Raw genomic sequence first — 15,388 nt, forward strand, 5'->3', positions numbered from 1 at the left:
GCTCAGGCGATCGCGGCCGCGATGCGCGGGCGAATCTTCGCCGCGAAATCATCGAGGCTCGCCAGCGCGAGCGCTTCATTCGCCGTCGCCGGCTTCAGCAGCAACGAGCCCAGGCCGAGCCGCCGATGAATATCGACGATCTTCTCGGCGAGCTCCTCATGGCTTCCGATGAGCGAGCGCTCGACGATCTCCTGCGGATCGAAAGAGGCCGGCGCGTTTTGCGCCAGAAAAATGCCGCGCATGCGATCGGCGAAACGGGCGATGAAGGGCAGCGCCTCGGCCATCGCCTTCTCGCGCGTCTCGGCGGCGTAATAGAAGCGCGCCAGCGCGAGACGCGGATCGGCGCCCGGCCCCGTCGCGCGATAGGCCGCGACCGTCTGCTCGATCTTGGCGATCGGCGCGGGCGAGGCCGCCATAATGCCGAAGCCCTTATGCGCCGCATATTCGATCGCCGCCGGCGTCGATGTGGCGATCCATGTGGGGATAGGCTTTTGCAGCGGCTTGGGGCAGAGCGCGAGATCGTCGACCTGAAAATGCGCGCCCGAGAAAGTGACGCGATCCTCATAGAAGAGACGCTCGATCAGCTCGAGCGCCTCCAGCGTGATGTCGCGCGATTCTTCCTTCGCTGCATGAAAATGCTTGTTCTGCGCGGGAAACGGCCCGCCCCTGGCGACGCCGAAATCGAAACGGCCATTGGAGAGAACGTCGATGGTCGCGACATCCTCCGCCACCTGGATCGGATTGCGAAAAGCGAGCAGAACCGCCGCCGAGCCCAGCCGCACGCGCGAGGTGACGCCGGCGAGATAGGACAGCAGCGTCAATATGGACGGGCTGACGGCGTCATCGTCGAAATGATGCTCGGCGACCCAGGCCTCCTCGAAGCCGACCTCCTCCGCGCGGCGCACGAGACGCGTCTGCGCGTCGAAGCATGCCTTATAGTCGCGAACCGGGTTTTCATAGGCGCAGAACACGCCGATGCGCATGGCCGAAGCTCCTCCCCCCGCGCGCTATATAGGGTCGCTATATAGCTTAGGCCGCGGTCGCGCCGGCGGCAAGTCTCGGCCAGGGCCATGGACGCGCCGAGCAGCGCAGCGAGCTGCGCCTGCGGAACTGACCCGGATTCGGAGCCCTGGAAGATGACGTCTCGCCTCGAACCAGCGGCGCCAGAGGCGCAGGAGCGTCTCGCTGTGGCGATCCAGCGCAATCCGCACAACGCCGTCATCCTCGAGCGCCTGCCGAGCCTTTGTCTCGCGGACGCCTGGCTCGTCGCCGGCTGCCTGTTCCAGACGGTCTGGAATCTCGACGGCGGCCGGCCGGCGACGCAGGACATATTCGATTACGACATTTTCTATTTCGACGACGATCTCTCCTATGAGGCGGAGGATCGCGCCATTCGCCGCGCCCGCGCGCTCTTTTCCGATCTTCCGATCCGCGTCGATCTGAAGAATCAGGCGCGCGTGCATCTTTGGTATGGCGAGCGCTTCGGTCCGGGGTATCCGCAGCTGCGCAGCAGCGCGGATGGCGTCGATCGCTTTCTGATCGAATGCACGCGCGTCGCCGCGCGCCGTGTGGACGGCGCGCTCGAGCTCTATGCGCCGGCGCGTCTCGACGATCTCTTCGCCGGCGTGCTGCGTCCCAATCCGCTCAATCTGCGGCCGGAGCTGTTCGCGGCGAAAGCCGCGAGCCTTCGCGCGCGCTGGCCTTTTCTCACGCTTGCCGAAACGCCTGCGTGATGCGTGCGAAAGCGTTTTCGCGCTTGCATAAAACGCCGTCGCAGACTTTCCTTGAACATGCGCTGATTCGGCGCTTTGTCCCGCAAGGACCGCCTATGAACCTACCGGCCCCGCCCACCGGACTCTATCCTGAAGACTATGAGAGAATCGAAGCCGCGGTGATGGAGACCGTGCGCGGCCGCTGGTTCCTGCTCGAATATGCGCGCCGTCAGCGCGTCGAGGAGACCGAGCGGCTGGTGCTGGCGGTGGATCGTCTGGAGCGCGTCGCCGCGCGCGCGGAGGAGCGGGAGGCCGCGGCCGATTGGCGCCTGCCGCACCGCCTCGTCGAGCGCGCGCAGGAATTCGCGCGCACGCTGCGCGCCAGCGGCGTCGAGGAGAAGCTCTGCGCGCAGGCGGATGCGCTGGTCGAGCAATTCTCCAAATTGCTCGACGCGCCGGCCGCGGAGCCGGAAGAGGCGCCGCGCGCGATCCTCGAGGCCGCGGCGATCGAGATCGTCGACGAGCCGCATGAAATGGAAGACGAGCGCGTCGAGCCGATTCTCGAGATCGCGCCGGCGGATGAGCCGATAGAGATCGCCGAGGTCGAGACCCTCGCGGAGGCGATCGAGCCGGAGCCGATCGACGCCGAGCCGGTCTCGGTCGAATCCTTCGAGGCGGAAGCTGTCGTCGCCGAGCCGATCGAGATCGAGGCCGTCGCTTTCGAGCCGGAGCCGGTCGCGCAGATGGCGGCGCCGCCGCAGGCGGAAGAGATCGCCGAGCCGGCGTCCAATGAGATCGTGTTCGAGGAATTCGTCGCGCGCGCGATTCTGCCGGAGGAGAGCGCGCCGCCCGCGCCCCGCATCGATGCGCCCAAATTCGACTTGCGCGCATCCGTCTCGCCCAAGATCAGCCTGCCGAAGCGCGCTTCGGCGCCGGCCGAGCCGGAGGGGCCGGTCGATCCGCGCCTCGCGGCGCTGTCACGGCTCGATCATCTCTCCCTGCACGAAAAGCTTCGGCTGTTTGGCTGAGCAGGCCTTGCCGGCGGCCGCCTGAGCCGCCGCCTCGACGCCATTCTGATGCGCGAGCGCGACATTGCCGAGGAACTGCTGCGCGCTCGCCTCCCAGGTGAAGGTCAGCGCATGGGCGCGCGGCGCGTCGGCGGGAATCTCCGTCGCCGCGAGACAGGCCGCCTGCAAATCCTCGCTCAGCACGCCGGCGCCGCTCGCGCCGACCACATCCAGCGGCCCCGCCACCGGAAAAGCCGCCACCGGCAGGCCGCAGGCCATGGCCTCCAGCAGCACCATTCCGAAAGTGTCGGTGCGGCTCGGAAAGACGAACACATCCGAGCTGGCGTAGAGCGTGGCCAGCTCGGCGCTGGTCTTCACGCCGAGAAAGCGCGCCTGCGGATAGGCCGCCTCGAGCGCCGCGCGCGCCGGCCCGTCGCCGGCGACGAGCTTGGTGCCCGGCAGATCGAGCGCGAGAAACGCCTCGATATTCTTCTCCACCGCGAGCCGGCCGGCGTAGAGATAGAGCGGCCGCGGATAGCCGAGATCGACCGCTTTATCGGGGTGAAAGAGCTGGTGATCGACGCCGCGCGACCAGCGCATCAGCCGCCGGAAGCCTCGCGCGGAAAGCTCCTGCGCCAGCGTCTGCGTCGAGACCATCGTCCCGGCGCCGCTATTGTGGAACCGGCGCAGCAGCGCATAGGTCACGCCGACCGGAAAGCGCGTGCGGGCGTGAATATATTCGGGAAAGCGCGTGTGATAGCTGGTGGTGAAGCGCCGTCCCTGGCGCAGGCAGCAGGCGCGCGTCGCCATGCCCACCGGCCCTTCCGTGGCGATATGGACGTGGTCGTAGCCTTGCGCCAGACGCTTCGCCACCGCTCCCGCCGAGGCGAAGGCGAGCTGAATTTCAGGATAGGTCGGCATGGGGATGGAGGAGAAATCCTGCGGCGTCAGGAAATCGATCGACGCGCCGAGCGCGCTCGCCGCGCTCGCCATCGCCTCCAAGGAACGCACGACTCCGTTGACTTGCGGACGCCAGGCGTCCGTCGCGATCAATATCCGCATCAGGCGGCGGCCCTCGCCTGCGGCAGGGCCGGCGGCTGCTGCGCGGCGGCTTCGGCCGCGGCCTCCTGCTCCTTGGCGGTCTTGCGCCAATAGAGAATCTCGAAGCGGCCGTCGGCATGCTCGGCGATCGCCGTGCAGCTCTCGACGAAATCGCCGGTGTTCACATAGAGCATCCCCTCTATGTGGCGGATCGTCGCGTGATGAATATGGCCGCAGACGACGCCGTCGACGCCGCGCCGCGCCGCTTCCGCCGCCAGCGTCTGCTCGAAATCGCCGATGAAGTTCACGGCGTTCTTCACCTTCAGCTTGGCCCAGGCGGAGAAGGACCAATAATCGACGCCGAACAGGCGGCGCACGCGATTGGCCCAGGTGTTGGCGAAGAGCGCGGCCTCATAGGCCCAGTCGCCGAGAAAGGCGAGCCAGCGCGCGTGCCGCACCACAATGTCGAACTGATCGCCATGGATGACAAGCATTTTCTTGCCGTCGGCGGTCTCGTGAATGTCGGTGTCCGCGACCTCGACGCCGCCGAACTCCATGCCCGTATAGTCGCGGGCGAATTCGTCGTGATTGCCGGGCACATAGACGACGCGCGCGCCCTTGCGCGCCTTGCGCAGCAGCTTCTGCACGACGTCATTGTGCGCCTGCGGCCAATACCAGCCGCCCTTCAGGCGCCAGCCGTCGACGATATCGCCGACGAGATAGATGGTGTCGGCGTCGTGATGCTTCAGAAAATCGAGCAGAAGCTCGGCTTGAAGCCCTCGCGTGCCGAGATGGAGATCCGAGAGGAACAGCGTCCTGAAGCGCTTGGCGCTCTGCGAATCGGCCAATGAATCGTTTGCGGTCATATCGACGCGCTCGCCTCTTTTTGTGCCGCAGCGTCTCCTTCCCACCAGATTCTTGTTGCGTAACGATGACACCGCGCTCGGCGCGCGGCGCCGTGGCAAATTTCCCGTTCGATATTTCGAACGAATTCGATTATCAACGCGATCATGTCGAAAGGAGCGGGCGTCATGGGCGTGGAAGGCCGGGAAAAGCAGAAGATACTGGAAGCCGGAGCCTTGGCCTTGTCCGGGCAGCTCGGCGCGACTGTCCAGCGTCTGCGCAAGGCCTATAATCTGTCGCTGTCGGAACTCTCCCAGCAGTCCGGCGTCGCCAAATCGATCATCAGCCAGATCGAGCGCAACGAGACCAATCCGACGCTCGCCACCATCTGGCGCCTCGCCCAGGCTCTCGATGTCTCCATCGAGCGTGTGCTGCAGACCACGGAGGACGAGCCCTTCCTCGAGAAGACCAGCCGAGCGGACACGCCGATACTGGTTTCCGACGACGGCAAGTGCCGGCTCGAGATCATCGGTTGGATCAAGACCGTAGAATGGCTGCAATGTTATGAATTCTCCGCCGATCCGGGGGGAACTCTGGAATCCGAGGCGCATCAGCGCGGCTCTGTCGAGAGCCTGTCCATGCGCGAGGGCGAGCTCGAGGTGGAGGTCGGCGGCGCCAAGGAGATCGTGCGCGCGGGCGAGACGCTGCGCTATCGCTGCGACCGCCCGCATGTGATCCGCAATCTGGGGCGGAGCGCCGCCCATGGAACCATGGTCTGCATTCTCAAAGCGGCCGCGATGGAGTGACCATTTGACGAAACTGCCGAGCGCCGAGACGGCGGCCGGGCGCCATGCGGAGCTGAGGCTGTCGCTGCTGCAGGCCTCCATCTACGCTATTGTCGGGGTCCAGCTGCCCTTCTTCTCCATCTGGCTGTCGGCGCGCGGGCTCGACGCATTCGAGATCGCCGCCGTTCTCGCCGTGCAGCCGGTCATCCGCATCGGCTCCATGCTGCTCGCCTCGCGCCGGGCGGATCGGCGCGGCGATCATGGCGCGCTGCTCGTCGGCTGCATGGCCGCCGTGGCCGCGGCCTATGCGGTCATGGGCCTCTCCTCCGGCTTCTTCGCCCTGCTCGTCGCCGGCGCCATGGTCGCGCTGGCGCAAGGGCCGCTGGCGCCGCTCGCCGATGGCGTCACCTTCGGCGAGGCGCGGCGCCGGCGCGAGGCCGGCCTGCCTCAGCTGCATTATTCTTGGGTGCGCGGCTGGGGTTCCATGTCGATCCTGGTCTTTCTCGCCGCCAGCGGGCCGGTCGCCGGCGCGCTGGCGGTGGAGGATATCGTCTGGCTGCTCACCGCGGTCGGAGCCTTCGCCTGCCTCGCCTGCATGGGCTCGCTGATCGGCTTCGGCTCGTCTGGAGCGAGAGAGGAGCGCCAATCGGTCGGACGCATCGCGCGGCCGGAGCTGGTGGCGCTGGTCATCGTCGCGGCGGCGCTGGTGCAGAGCTCGCATTCGATGGTGAACACATTCGGCGCGCTGCATTGGAAAGAGCAGGGCCATAGCGACACTTTCGTCTCTTTCGCCTGGGTCGCTGCGCTCGCCACCGAGGTCGTCGCTTATCTGATGGCGGCGCGCTGGTTCGGCGGCGAGTCGAAAGCGAGCGCCTTTCTGCTCGTCGGCGCAATCGGCGCCGTGCTGCGCTGGCTGCTGATGTCGGCCGATCCAGGCCCCTATGGGATTTTCTTCGCCCAGGCGCTGCATGGCGCCTCCTGCGCGGCGGTGCAGATCGGCCCCGCCTATCTGCTCGCCGAGCTCGGCGGCAAGGAGCGCCTCGCGCAATCGCAAGCCTGGCTGGCGGCGGCCATCGCCGGCGGCAACAGCCTGCTCACCTTCCTGTCGGGGCCGCTCTATGCGCAGGCGGGGGAGCGCGCCTATCTGGCGATGGCGGCGGTGGCCTTTCTCGGCCTGCTGCTCTCTTTCGCGGTGGCGCATCTTTGCGCCGGCCGTCACGCGCGGACGGAAGCGACGCGGAACGCCCACGCCGAGCCCGAGCATTCACGCGCCTGAGCGGCGGGCTCGTAGGGGCGAGACGCCCGCGCCGGTCTTTCCCCGGCTCGGGCGTCGTCGCACGATTTCTCCTCAGGAGAGATCGCCCATGTGCTTTTGCGAGTAGAGCTGCACGCCGAGCTGCTTGATCAGCTCGAGCTGCGTCTCGAGGAAGTCGATATGGCGCTCCTCGCTCTCGACGATCTCTTCGAACAGCAGCTTGCTGACGCGGTCGTTGATCGACAGCGCATAGGCCGCGGCCTCGAGATAGAGCGCGCGGGCGTCGATTTCCGTGGCGAGATCGAGACGAATGATCTCTTCCACCGACTGGCCGATGCGCAGAGGATCGAGGCTCTGCAGGTTCGGAAAGCCCTCGAGGAAGAGGATGCGATGCACGAATTTGTCGGCGTGCTCCATCTCCTCGATGGATTCGTGCCGCCACTTCTTGCCGAGCTCCTTGAAGCCCCAATTATCGAGGATACGATAATGCAGCCAATATTGATTGATCGCCGTCAGCTCGGCGCGGACGCCGCGGTTCAGATATTCGATGAGCTTCGCGTCACCGCGCATGGTTCCCCCTTCCGCCCGGCCAGAGCGGACCGGGTCATGCAGCCAATTCGTCGGCCCGACAATTATCGCACTCGCCGGCTCCGCTGCAATGATCGGACGGGATCGCCGCATGCTGATCGACGATCGCGCTGATGTTGCGCGCGCATCGGCCGCAGCGCGGCTCGCACCCCATATGCCGGAAGATCGCGCCGACGCTGGGGCGATCCGATCTTCCTCCGAGGACCTCGCGGACTTGTCCGTCCGAGAGCACATTGCAAGAGCAGACGATCATCTCCGCACCTAGTTTGGAAGGGTTGTAAACTAGCTGTGATTTCAGTAGCTTAACGTACCGTTCCGGTTCTGGCTAGAGGCCTTTGTCGGTTTTCCGACAGCGGCCTCGGGGATCACGGAGACTTCGCAAATCGCGCGCCACGGCCGCTCGGCCGCGCCAGATTATTTGTTGTGGATAAGAGAGGCGGCAAGACCTGGAGCATGCTCGCGCCCGCCTCTTTTGAAAATCTTTCGCGCGAAGAAAGACCTTGGACGAATCTTCGCGCCTTGAACGGAAGGGCTGAGCACCGATGTCGGATCTCGCTGATCTTTATCCCGGCTTCGCCTCGCATTGGATCGATGCGCCCGCCGGCTCCATTTTCGCCCGCTCCGGCGGCTCCGGTCCGCCGCTGCTGCTGCTGCACGGCTTCGGCGAAACGCATGTCGCCTTCGCGAAGATCGCGCCGCGGCTCGCGGAGCGCTTCTTCGTCGTGGCCATGGATCTGCGCGGCTATGGCTGGTCCTCCGCGCCTCCGAGCGAGAAGGGCGAGGCCTATACGAAGCGCGCGCAGGGCGAGGACGTCATCGTCGTGATGGAGCAGCTCGGCCATGTGCGCTTCTCGCTGGTCGGCCATGATCGCGGCGCGCGGGTCGGCTTTCGCCTGGCGCTCGATCATCCGGGGCGGCTGGAGAAGCTCGCTCTGCTCGACATAGCTCCGCTCGAGGAATCGCTCGGCGACGCAAATCTCGCGCGCCTCGGCCGCGCGCGCCTGTTGTCGCAGCCGGCGCCCAAGCCCGAGCAATTGATCGGCCTCGATCCCAAAGGCTTTCTCGCCGACGCGCTGGCGAGCGGAACCAAGAGCGGAACGCTCGACGCTTTCGATACGCGGGCCTTCGCCCATTATCTCGCCGCCTTCGACGAGCCCACGCGCATTCACGCCTTTTGCGAGGATTTTCGCGCCGGCGCGGGGCCGGATCGCGCGCTCGATCTCGCCGATCGCGCGGCGGGGAAGAAGATTGTCGTTCCCACTCTGGCGCTATGGGGCGCGGCGAGCTTTTCCGGCCAGGGCGACGCTCTGCTCGCGCAGTGGCGCGAATGGGCGGACGATCTTCGCGGCGCCGAGATCGACAGCGGCCATTATCTCGCCGAGGAGGCGCCCGAGGCGACATTCGCCGCGCTCGACCTTTTTCTGTGAGCGAATTTCCCTTCCGCGTCGCCGTGGCGCTCGGCGGCGGCGGCGCGCGCGGCCTCGCCCATATTTCCGTGCTGGAGGCGCTTGACGAATTGGGCGTGCGCCCATGCGCCATCGCCGGCACGTCGATCGGCGCGATCATCGGCGCCGCTTACGCCGCTGGCTTTTCCGGCGCGCAATTGCGCGCCCATGCGGAAGCGGCGTTCCGCAATCGCATGCGCCTCGCGCGGCGCCTGCTGCGCTCGCGGGCGCGACGGCGGGCGCGCACCTTCTCCGATCTCGCGCATCCGGCGCTGATCGACGCCGAGCGTTTCCTCGACGCCTTCTGGCCGCAGGGCATGCCGGAGACATTCGAGGCGCTGCGAATTCCTTTCACCGCCGTGACGACGGATTTTCGCCTGCGCCGCGAGGCGGCGATCTCGTCTGGCTCGCTGCGTCCGGCGGTCGGCGGCTCCATGGCGATTCCGGGCCTGGTCCGGCCGGTCGCCTATGGCGACAGCTTTCTGATCGACGGCGGCCTCGTCAATCCGCTGCCTTACAATCATCTCGTCGGCCGCGCCGATATCGTGCTCGCCGTCGATGTCTCGGGAACGGCGAGCGGGCGCGCGCGCAATCGTCCACCCTCGCCGATAGAGACGATCATCGTCGCCAGCCAGATCATGATGAACGCCATCAGCGAGCGCATGATCGAGGAGAGCCCGCCCGACATTCTGATCGCGCCCGCGGTCAATCAATATCTCGCGCTGGATCTCTTCAAGGCCAAGCGCATCTTCGAGGCGGGCGACGCCTGCCGCGCCGAGGTGATCGAAGGATTGCAGAGCGCCGCCGCGCGGCTTTCGCTTCAGCGCCGCGCCTGAAAAAAGGCGCGCAGCAATTCGGCCGCCTCGCTCTCGCGCAAGCCGCCATAGACCTCCGGGACATGATGGCAGGTCTTCAGCGAGAAGAAGCGCGCGCCATGATCGACGCCGCCGCCCTTCAAGTCTTCCGCCGAATAATAGAGCCGGCGAATGCGCGCGAAGGAGATCGCCGCCGCGCACATGGCGCAGGGCTCGAGCGTGACATAGAGATCGCAATCGACGAGCCGCTCGCTCCCGAGCGTCGCGCAGGCGGCGCGAATGGCGAGCATCTCCGCATGAGCCGTGGGGTCTTTATCACGCAGCGTGCGATTGCCCGCGACGGCGATGATCTCGCCATTGCGCGCGATGGAAGCGCCGACAGGCACCTCATTCGCGGCGAAGGCTTCGCACGCGGCGTCGAAGGCGGCGGTGAGGGGGTCGGTCATTCGCCCTGTTCGCTTCGTCTCGCGCCAAAGGGGCGCCATAGGGCGCGTCTACACGGCCGAGCGCGCCGAATATCGAGCACGGCCCGACGCGAATCAAGCGGCTGAACTGCCGCCCGCCCGATCGGTCGCTTGAAATCATAGTTCAAAGAGCTATAGTTTGTAGAACTATGGGGCCGAGGTGCGCGTCTTCAAAATCAGATGGTTCGCGCGGTTCGCCCGCAGCGAGCGGATCGCCGACGAGAGCTTGAGCGAGGCGATCGGCCGCGCCGCGCGCGGCCTCATCGACGCCGATTTGGGCGGCGGCCTCATCAAGCAGCGCGTCGCCAGACGGGGGCGAGGACGTTCCGGCGGCTATCGCATGATCATCGCCTTTCGCGTCGAGGAGCGCGCTGTTTTTCTTTACGGCTTCGCCAAGAACGAGAGGGAAAACATCGAGCCGGACGAATTGGAGGATTTGCGCCTCGTGGCGCGCGGATGGCTCGAAGCGACATCGGAACGCATCGAGGCGGCTCTCCAGGACGGAGCGATTCAGGAGGTGCGACATGACGAAGAAAGCGACGCCTAGCGCGGCTACGAGCCGCTTGCGTGACGCCATTCTCGAAACCGCGGACGACATGCGCCGCCTCGGACTCATGGACGAGGCGAGCCATGCGAAGATCACCTTGCGTCAGTTGGACAGAAACCGCGCGCCCGCGCCGATCTCGGGCGAGGAAATCCGCGACCTCCGCGAGAAGGCGCGGTTGAGCCAAGCGGTCTTCGCCCGCTATCTCAACCTTACGGTGGGCTATGTCTCTCAGCTCGAGCGCGGCGCGAAGCGCCCGAGCGGCCCCGCGCTCGTTCTGCTCGACCTCATCCGCCGCAAGGGCATAGAGGCGATCTTGTAGACCGAGCCAATGATTTTTTGGTGTGCGGACTCTGCAGCATTCCTACTGGCGTCTGTTGCTGTCTTGGGCCTAACCGGCATAGACTCGGAGGACTTATCAAAGCTACTCTCCGTATTAAAGACGAGGACGGTCCCTTGAACGATGAAGGTTCCGGCAAAAGCGATACAGAGCAGGAATGCAACACGGATCCAGACTGGATTGTCTGGACCCCGCAAGACATCAAGCGCTATTTTCAGGAGTGCTGTGTCGGAAAGGCAAAGGAGAGCCCCAGCGACAGAGCGGCAAGACGCACGGCGAGCGCTAACGTTTGGGTCGCGGGTCTCACTTTTGTATTAGCTGGTGTAGGAATCGCCCAGTGGAATATAACGAGCCGCACCTTGGATGAGATGCGCGACGAACAGCGGCCTTGGGTCTATCAAGCCGCTCAAATAAAGGGAAGGATGATTATTGAAGAGGATAATTTTGTAATACCACTCACCTGGACTCTCAGTAATGTTGGCCATCTCCCATCATTTTTCACCACGATAACTGTTAAAGCGAAGGTTGAGACCTTCCCTGCCAACATAAACAAACTTCGCTTCGCTGAATGCGATGAAATACTTTCTCGCCCCTGGGATAAGCAAGGAGGCGGCTCTGTTTTTCCAGGCCAGACTACTGATCCTCAAGGGCATAGCCCAATAATCAGCCGAAAAGAATACGCCGATCTGGCTGCAGATGGCCAAGGCCCGGCGATAATTGCCTTCGGCTGTGTTGACTATAAAATTCCGGGCGACGGACGCCATCATCAGACTAGGTTCGTCTATCTCGTCGGCTCAACTCGTCCCCTTGGGATTGGCCCACTGCCCGTCGATCCAACTTCGATTGACATCGGGATCATGGGTTCCAACAACGGCACGGCCGGGAACGCATATTGAGGGACCGATAAAGATCAGCCCGCACCGGGTGGCCGCGCTCACTTGGTGCCTTTCCGGCGCAAGCGGCTGATCTTCTGGGCTTGTGGCGTTTGCGCCATAATACCGCCTCAGTCCACTTTAGTTCGGTGGTCGTTCCGCGCGGCCCTGTGACGAGCCGCGTAGGTCAATCAAAGCTTGTGCAAGCGGGCACGACTGCGCAAACGATCAATGGATCGGGCTGCGCAAAAGATGTGGTCGAGAGTCGAGTGCCTTTTGCACTGCGACAACCTAATCCCCTCAATCCCCGCCGGTCCATTCCACCTCCGCGCCGAGCATGCGCAAATTCTCGACGAAGCGCGGATGCGCGCGCTTGATCGGCGTCGCGTTATGGATCATCGAGCGCCCTTCTATGCTCGCCGCCAGCATCAGCAGAGCGATGGCGACGCGGATGATATAGGGGCTCTCCACCTGCGCCGGGACCAGCGGCTTGCCGCCGAAGGCGATGAGCCGATGCGGGTCCGACAAAAACACATGCGCGCCGAATTTGGAGAGCTCGCCGGTCCAGCCCAGCGCGCCGTCATAGACCTTGTTCCAGAACATCACGCTGCCCTCGGCCTTGACGCCGAGCGCGATGAAGATGGGCAGAAGATCGACCGGCAGATAGGGCCAAGGCGCCGCCTCCACCTTCTGCAGCACATTGCGGGTGAAGGGCTCGGCCACTTTCAGCGGACCATTGGCCTTGGTCTTGGACCAGCCGTCCTCATGGACGACATGCACGCCGAATTTCGCGAAAGTGCGGTCGATCAGCGGAAACTGATCGGGCGCGGAATTCTTCACCTCGACGCCGCCGCCGGTGATCGCGCCCAGCGCCAGAAAGGTCGCGACCTCGTGGAAGTCTTCCGTGAGGTGGAACTCGCCGCCGGAGAGCGAATCGACCCCGTCTATGGTGAGCTGCGAGGTGCCGATGCCGGAGATGCGCGCGCCGAGCGTCTCCATGAAGGCGCAGAACTCCTGCACATGCGGCTCGGAGGCGGCGTTGTTGAGCTTGGACTGGCCGCTCGCCAGCGCCGCGCACAGCACGAAATTCTCCGTGGTGGTGACGGAGGCGTAGTCGAGCCAATGCCGCGTCGCGCGCAGCGGGCCGTCGGAGCGGATGACGAGCGAATCGTCGCTGCGCTCGATCGTCGCGCCGAAGGATTTCAGCACCTCTATATGTGGGTCGATCTCGCGCGCGCCGAGCGTGCAGCCCTTCACATCGTCCTCTATGCGGGCGACGCCGAAGCGCGCCAGCAGCGGCGGGGCCAGCATGATGGAGGAGCGCATCTCCGCCGGCAGGCGATGAATGGACGGATCGAAGCGCGTGCCCTCATGGCGCAGCTCGAGCAGGCCGGTCGCAAAATCCATCCGCACGTCGCTGCCGAGCGTGCGAAACAATTCGAGGATTTTCTTGACGTCGGTGATCTCCGGCACGCCATGGATGCGCAGCGGCTCTCTGGTCAGCAGCGTGGCGCAGAGAATGGGCAGCACGGCGTTCTTATTCGCGGAAGGGATGATCCTGCCGCTGAGCGGACGTCCGCCATGCACGATCAGATGAGCCATACCGCCTCCAGACGTCTGTTGCTTCTATGCGCCGAAATAGGGGACCGCGGCCGGCTTTCGCGGGGCCGCGGGGGACTCCCTACGTGGATTCGAGGCCATAACTCGGATTCATGGCGAATGACGAGTGAAAAAGCGGCCGTCGCGCCTTTCTCTTTGGCCCCGCGACCTGCTATCAGGGCGTGATGACCGACAAAAAGCCAGAAAGACCCGCCCGCCGTAAGGACGGCGGCGACCAGCCGCCGCGTCGCCGCGTCCCGGCCAAGAAATCGCCCTCGGCGGAGCCCGAGGCCGCCGCCAGCGCCTTCGAGGGCGAGCGCATCGCCAAGGTCATGGCGCGCGCCGGCGCCTGCTCGCGCCGCGACGCCGAGATCTGGGTCGCGGAAGGGCGCGTCTCCGTCAACGGCCGCGTGCTGGACAGCCCCGCCTTCAATGTGCAGGAGGGCGACCGCATAGAGGTGGACGGCCAGCCGCTCGCCGAGCGCGAGCCGACGCGCCTGTTCTTGTTCCACAAGCCCGCCGGCCTCGTCACCAGCGCCAAGGACCCGGAGGGGCGGGAGACCGTCTTCGGCTTCCTCGAGGAGCGCTTTCCCGATCTGCCGCGCTTGGTGAGCGTCGGGCGGCTCGACATCAATACGGAAGGCCTGCTGCTGCTGACCAATGACGGCGGCCTCGCGCGCACGCTCGAGCTTCCCGCGACGGGCTGGACGCGGCGCTATCGCGTGCGCGCCCATGGCGAGATCGACCAGGCGCAATTGGACGCGTTGAAAAAGGGCGTCACCGTCGACGATGTCGATTACGCGCCGATCGACGCCAAGCTCGATCGCGTCCAGGGCGCCAATGTCTGGATCAGCATGGCGCTGCGCGAGGGCAAGAATCGCGAGATCAAGCGCGTGCTCGAGCATTTGGGGCTCGACGTCAATCGGCTGATTCGCATTTCCTTCGGTCCCTTCCAGCTCGGCGAGCTGGAGGAGGGCGTCGTCGAGGAGGTGCGGCTGAAGACCTTGCGCGAGCAGCTCGGCAAGGGCTTGGCGGAGCTCGCCGGCGTCGATTTCTCGTCGTCGCGCCGCGACTCGGACGAGCCGCCACATGTCGCCGCCGAGGAGGCGCGTCAGCGCGCCAAGACGCGCACGCGCAAGCATGTCACGACCCTGCGCGCCGAGCGTGAGGAGACGCGCGGCAAAGGCCCGCGCGCCCGCATAGAGCGCGCCGCCACCAGCGACCGCAAGGGCCGCGCCGTGTCGGTCGAGAAGATCGTGCCCGTGCGCCGCGCCGAGGAGCCGGCGACGACGCGCAACGCCCGCCGCTTCCGCGCCGAGCGGAACGAGGGGGAGGAGAGGCCCGCGCGCGTTTCCGGCGAGCGGAAGGAGCGATTCGAGCGGAGCGAGCGCGCCCCTCGGCGCGAGGGCGAAGGACGCCCGCCCCGGCGCGAGGGCGCTGCCGCGCGTCCGCGCGCCGGCGAGCGGACCGAGCGTTTCGATCGCGGCGAGCGTCGCGGCTCGAGCTTCGGCGCCGGCGACGGGCCGCGCCGTGAACGCGCGCCGCGTCGTGAGGACGAGGGTCGCCCGCCGCGTCGCGAAGGAGCGGCCGCCCGTGCATCCTCGGGCGAGCGGACGGAGCGTTTCGATCGTGGCGAACGTCGCGGTTCGAGTTTCGGCGCCGGCGATGGGCCGCGCCGCGAGCGCGCGCCGCGTCGTGAGGGCGAAGGTCGTCCCCCGCGTCGCGAAGGAGCAGCCGCCCGTGCGTCCTCGGGCGAGCGGAAGCGTTTCGATCGCGGCGAACGTCGTGGTTCGGGCTTGAGCGCCGGCGATGGGCCGCGCCGCGAGCGCGCGCCGCGTCGCGAGGGCGAGGGTCGCCCGCCGCGTCGCGAGGGGGCGGAGCAGCGTCCGCGCGGCGAGCGGACGGAGCGTTTCGATCGTGGCGAGCGTCGCGGGCCGAGCTTTGGCGCCGGCGATGGGCCGCGCCGCGAGCGCGCGCCGCGTCGCGAGGGCGAGGGTCGTCCGCCGCGTCGCGAGGGGGCGGAGCAGCGTCCGCGCGGCGAGCGGACGGAGCGTTTCGATCGTGGCGAGCGTCGCGGT

At 66.0% G+C, this 15,388-nt stretch carries 17 protein-coding genes; 10 read left to right on the forward strand and 7 right to left on the reverse strand.

What is annotated here, in order from left to right; genetic code table 11:
• Window positions 1–2: 2 nt before the first annotated feature.
• A complete protein-coding gene (locus ACT53T_RS11455; protein WP_476161291.1) occupies window positions 3–983 on the reverse strand; it encodes an LLM class flavin-dependent oxidoreductase in 981 nt (326 codons plus the stop codon).
• A gap of 153 nt (window positions 984–1,136) precedes the next feature.
• On the opposite strand from ACT53T_RS11455, the gene ACT53T_RS11460 reads away from it, so the two are divergent.
• Both ACT53T_RS11460 and ACT53T_RS11465 read left to right on the forward strand, forming a co-directional pair.
• A complete protein-coding gene (locus ACT53T_RS11460; RefSeq protein ID WP_476161292.1) occupies window positions 1,137–1,733 on the forward strand; it encodes a nucleotidyltransferase family protein in 597 nt (198 codons plus the stop codon).
• A 95-nt stretch (window positions 1,734–1,828) separates the two neighbouring features.
• A complete protein-coding gene (locus ACT53T_RS11465; protein WP_476161293.1) occupies window positions 1,829–2,740 on the forward strand; it encodes a hypothetical protein in 912 nt (303 codons plus the stop codon).
• Here ACT53T_RS11465 and ACT53T_RS11470 read toward each other — a convergent pair.
• Together ACT53T_RS11470 and ACT53T_RS11475 are read right to left on the reverse strand one after the other, a co-directional pair.
• Window positions 2,690–3,781: a glycosyltransferase family 4 protein gene (locus ACT53T_RS11470; protein ID WP_476161294.1), complete on the reverse strand. Its 1,092-nt coding sequence runs from the start codon at window positions 3,779–3,781 to the stop codon at window positions 2,690–2,692. The genes ACT53T_RS11465 and ACT53T_RS11470 overlap by 51 nt on opposite strands.
• Window positions 3,781–4,626 carry a UDP-2,3-diacylglucosamine diphosphatase gene (locus tag ACT53T_RS11475; protein WP_400766206.1) on the reverse strand — a complete coding sequence of 282 codons (846 nt, stop codon included), beginning with the start codon at window positions 4,624–4,626 and terminating at the stop codon, window positions 3,781–3,783. Before ACT53T_RS11475 ends, ACT53T_RS11470 begins: the two co-directional genes overlap by 1 nt.
• Window positions 4,627–4,791: 165 nt before the next feature.
• Here ACT53T_RS11475 and ACT53T_RS11480 point away from each other — a divergent pair, with 165 nt between their 5' ends.
• Both ACT53T_RS11480 and ACT53T_RS11485 read left to right on the forward strand, forming a co-directional pair.
• The gene (locus ACT53T_RS11480) at window positions 4,792–5,409 is read left to right on the forward strand and encodes a helix-turn-helix domain-containing protein (RefSeq protein ID WP_020493697.1); all 618 of its coding nucleotides are present in this window, start codon (window positions 4,792–4,794) and stop codon (window positions 5,407–5,409) included.
• A gap of 4 nt (window positions 5,410–5,413) precedes the next feature.
• Window positions 5,414–6,664 (forward strand): MFS transporter, encoded by a 1,251-nt coding sequence (locus ACT53T_RS11485; protein ID WP_476161295.1) that lies wholly within the window; start codon window positions 5,414–5,416, stop codon window positions 6,662–6,664.
• A gap of 72 nt (window positions 6,665–6,736) precedes the next feature.
• Here ACT53T_RS11485 and bfr read toward each other — a convergent pair whose 3' ends face one another.
• Window positions 6,737–7,213, reverse strand: a complete 477-nt coding sequence (bfr, locus tag ACT53T_RS11490) for a bacterioferritin (protein ID WP_476161296.1) — start codon at window positions 7,211–7,213, stop codon at window positions 6,737–6,739.
• A gap of 34 nt (window positions 7,214–7,247) precedes the next feature.
• Complete coding sequence (locus ACT53T_RS11495; protein WP_018264260.1) at window positions 7,248–7,484, reverse strand: (2Fe-2S)-binding protein; 237 nt, start codon at window positions 7,482–7,484, stop codon at window positions 7,248–7,250.
• 289 nt (window positions 7,485–7,773) lie between these two features.
• On the opposite strand from ACT53T_RS11495, the gene ACT53T_RS11500 reads away from it, so the two are divergent.
• Window positions 7,774–8,658 (forward strand): alpha/beta fold hydrolase, encoded by an 885-nt coding sequence (locus tag ACT53T_RS11500; protein WP_476161297.1) that lies wholly within the window; start codon window positions 7,774–7,776, stop codon window positions 8,656–8,658.
• On the forward strand, window positions 8,655–9,512 hold the full coding sequence (locus ACT53T_RS11505; protein ID WP_476161298.1) for a patatin-like phospholipase family protein: 858 nt from the start codon (window positions 8,655–8,657) through the stop codon (window positions 9,510–9,512). The genes ACT53T_RS11500 and ACT53T_RS11505 overlap by 4 nt, the downstream gene beginning before the upstream one ends.
• On the opposite strand, the gene ACT53T_RS11510 is transcribed toward ACT53T_RS11505, so the two are convergent.
• A complete protein-coding gene (locus ACT53T_RS11510) occupies window positions 9,497–9,937 on the reverse strand; it encodes a nucleoside deaminase (protein WP_476161299.1) in 441 nt (146 codons plus the stop codon). The two genes, ACT53T_RS11505 and ACT53T_RS11510, sit on opposite strands and share 16 nt — an antisense overlap.
• A 178-nt stretch (window positions 9,938–10,115) precedes the next feature.
• Here ACT53T_RS11510 and ACT53T_RS11515 point away from each other — a divergent pair, with 178 nt between their 5' ends.
• The 3 genes from ACT53T_RS11515 (at window position 10,116) to ACT53T_RS11525 (ending at window position 11,735) form a co-directional block, all read left to right on the forward strand.
• The gene (locus tag ACT53T_RS11515) at window positions 10,116–10,502 is read left to right on the forward strand and encodes a type II toxin-antitoxin system RelE/ParE family toxin (protein ID WP_400766194.1); all 387 of its coding nucleotides are present in this window, start codon (window positions 10,116–10,118) and stop codon (window positions 10,500–10,502) included.
• Window positions 10,480–10,821, forward strand: a complete 342-nt coding sequence (locus tag ACT53T_RS11520) for a helix-turn-helix domain-containing protein (protein WP_400766193.1) — start codon at window positions 10,480–10,482, stop codon at window positions 10,819–10,821. The genes ACT53T_RS11515 and ACT53T_RS11520 overlap by 23 nt, the downstream gene beginning before the upstream one ends.
• Before the next feature lie 134 nt (window positions 10,822–10,955).
• The gene (locus ACT53T_RS11525) at window positions 10,956–11,735 is read left to right on the forward strand and encodes a hypothetical protein (protein WP_476161300.1); all 780 of its coding nucleotides are present in this window, start codon (window positions 10,956–10,958) and stop codon (window positions 11,733–11,735) included.
• Window positions 11,736–12,011: 276 nt separating this feature from the next.
• On the opposite strand, the gene ACT53T_RS11530 is transcribed toward ACT53T_RS11525, so the two are convergent.
• Window positions 12,012–13,313 carry a UDP-N-acetylglucosamine 1-carboxyvinyltransferase gene (locus ACT53T_RS11530; RefSeq protein WP_400766190.1) on the reverse strand — a complete coding sequence of 434 codons (1,302 nt, stop codon included), beginning with the start codon at window positions 13,311–13,313 and terminating at the stop codon, window positions 12,012–12,014.
• A gap of 182 nt (window positions 13,314–13,495) precedes the next feature.
• On the opposite strand from ACT53T_RS11530, the gene ACT53T_RS11535 reads away from it, so the two are divergent.
• Window positions 13,496–15,388, forward strand: a 1,893-nt coding sequence (locus ACT53T_RS11535) for a pseudouridine synthase (protein WP_476161301.1), incomplete at its 3' end; no start/stop codon positions are given.

The sequence above is a fragment of the Methylosinus sp. DMC45 genome, from assembly GCF_056313885.1.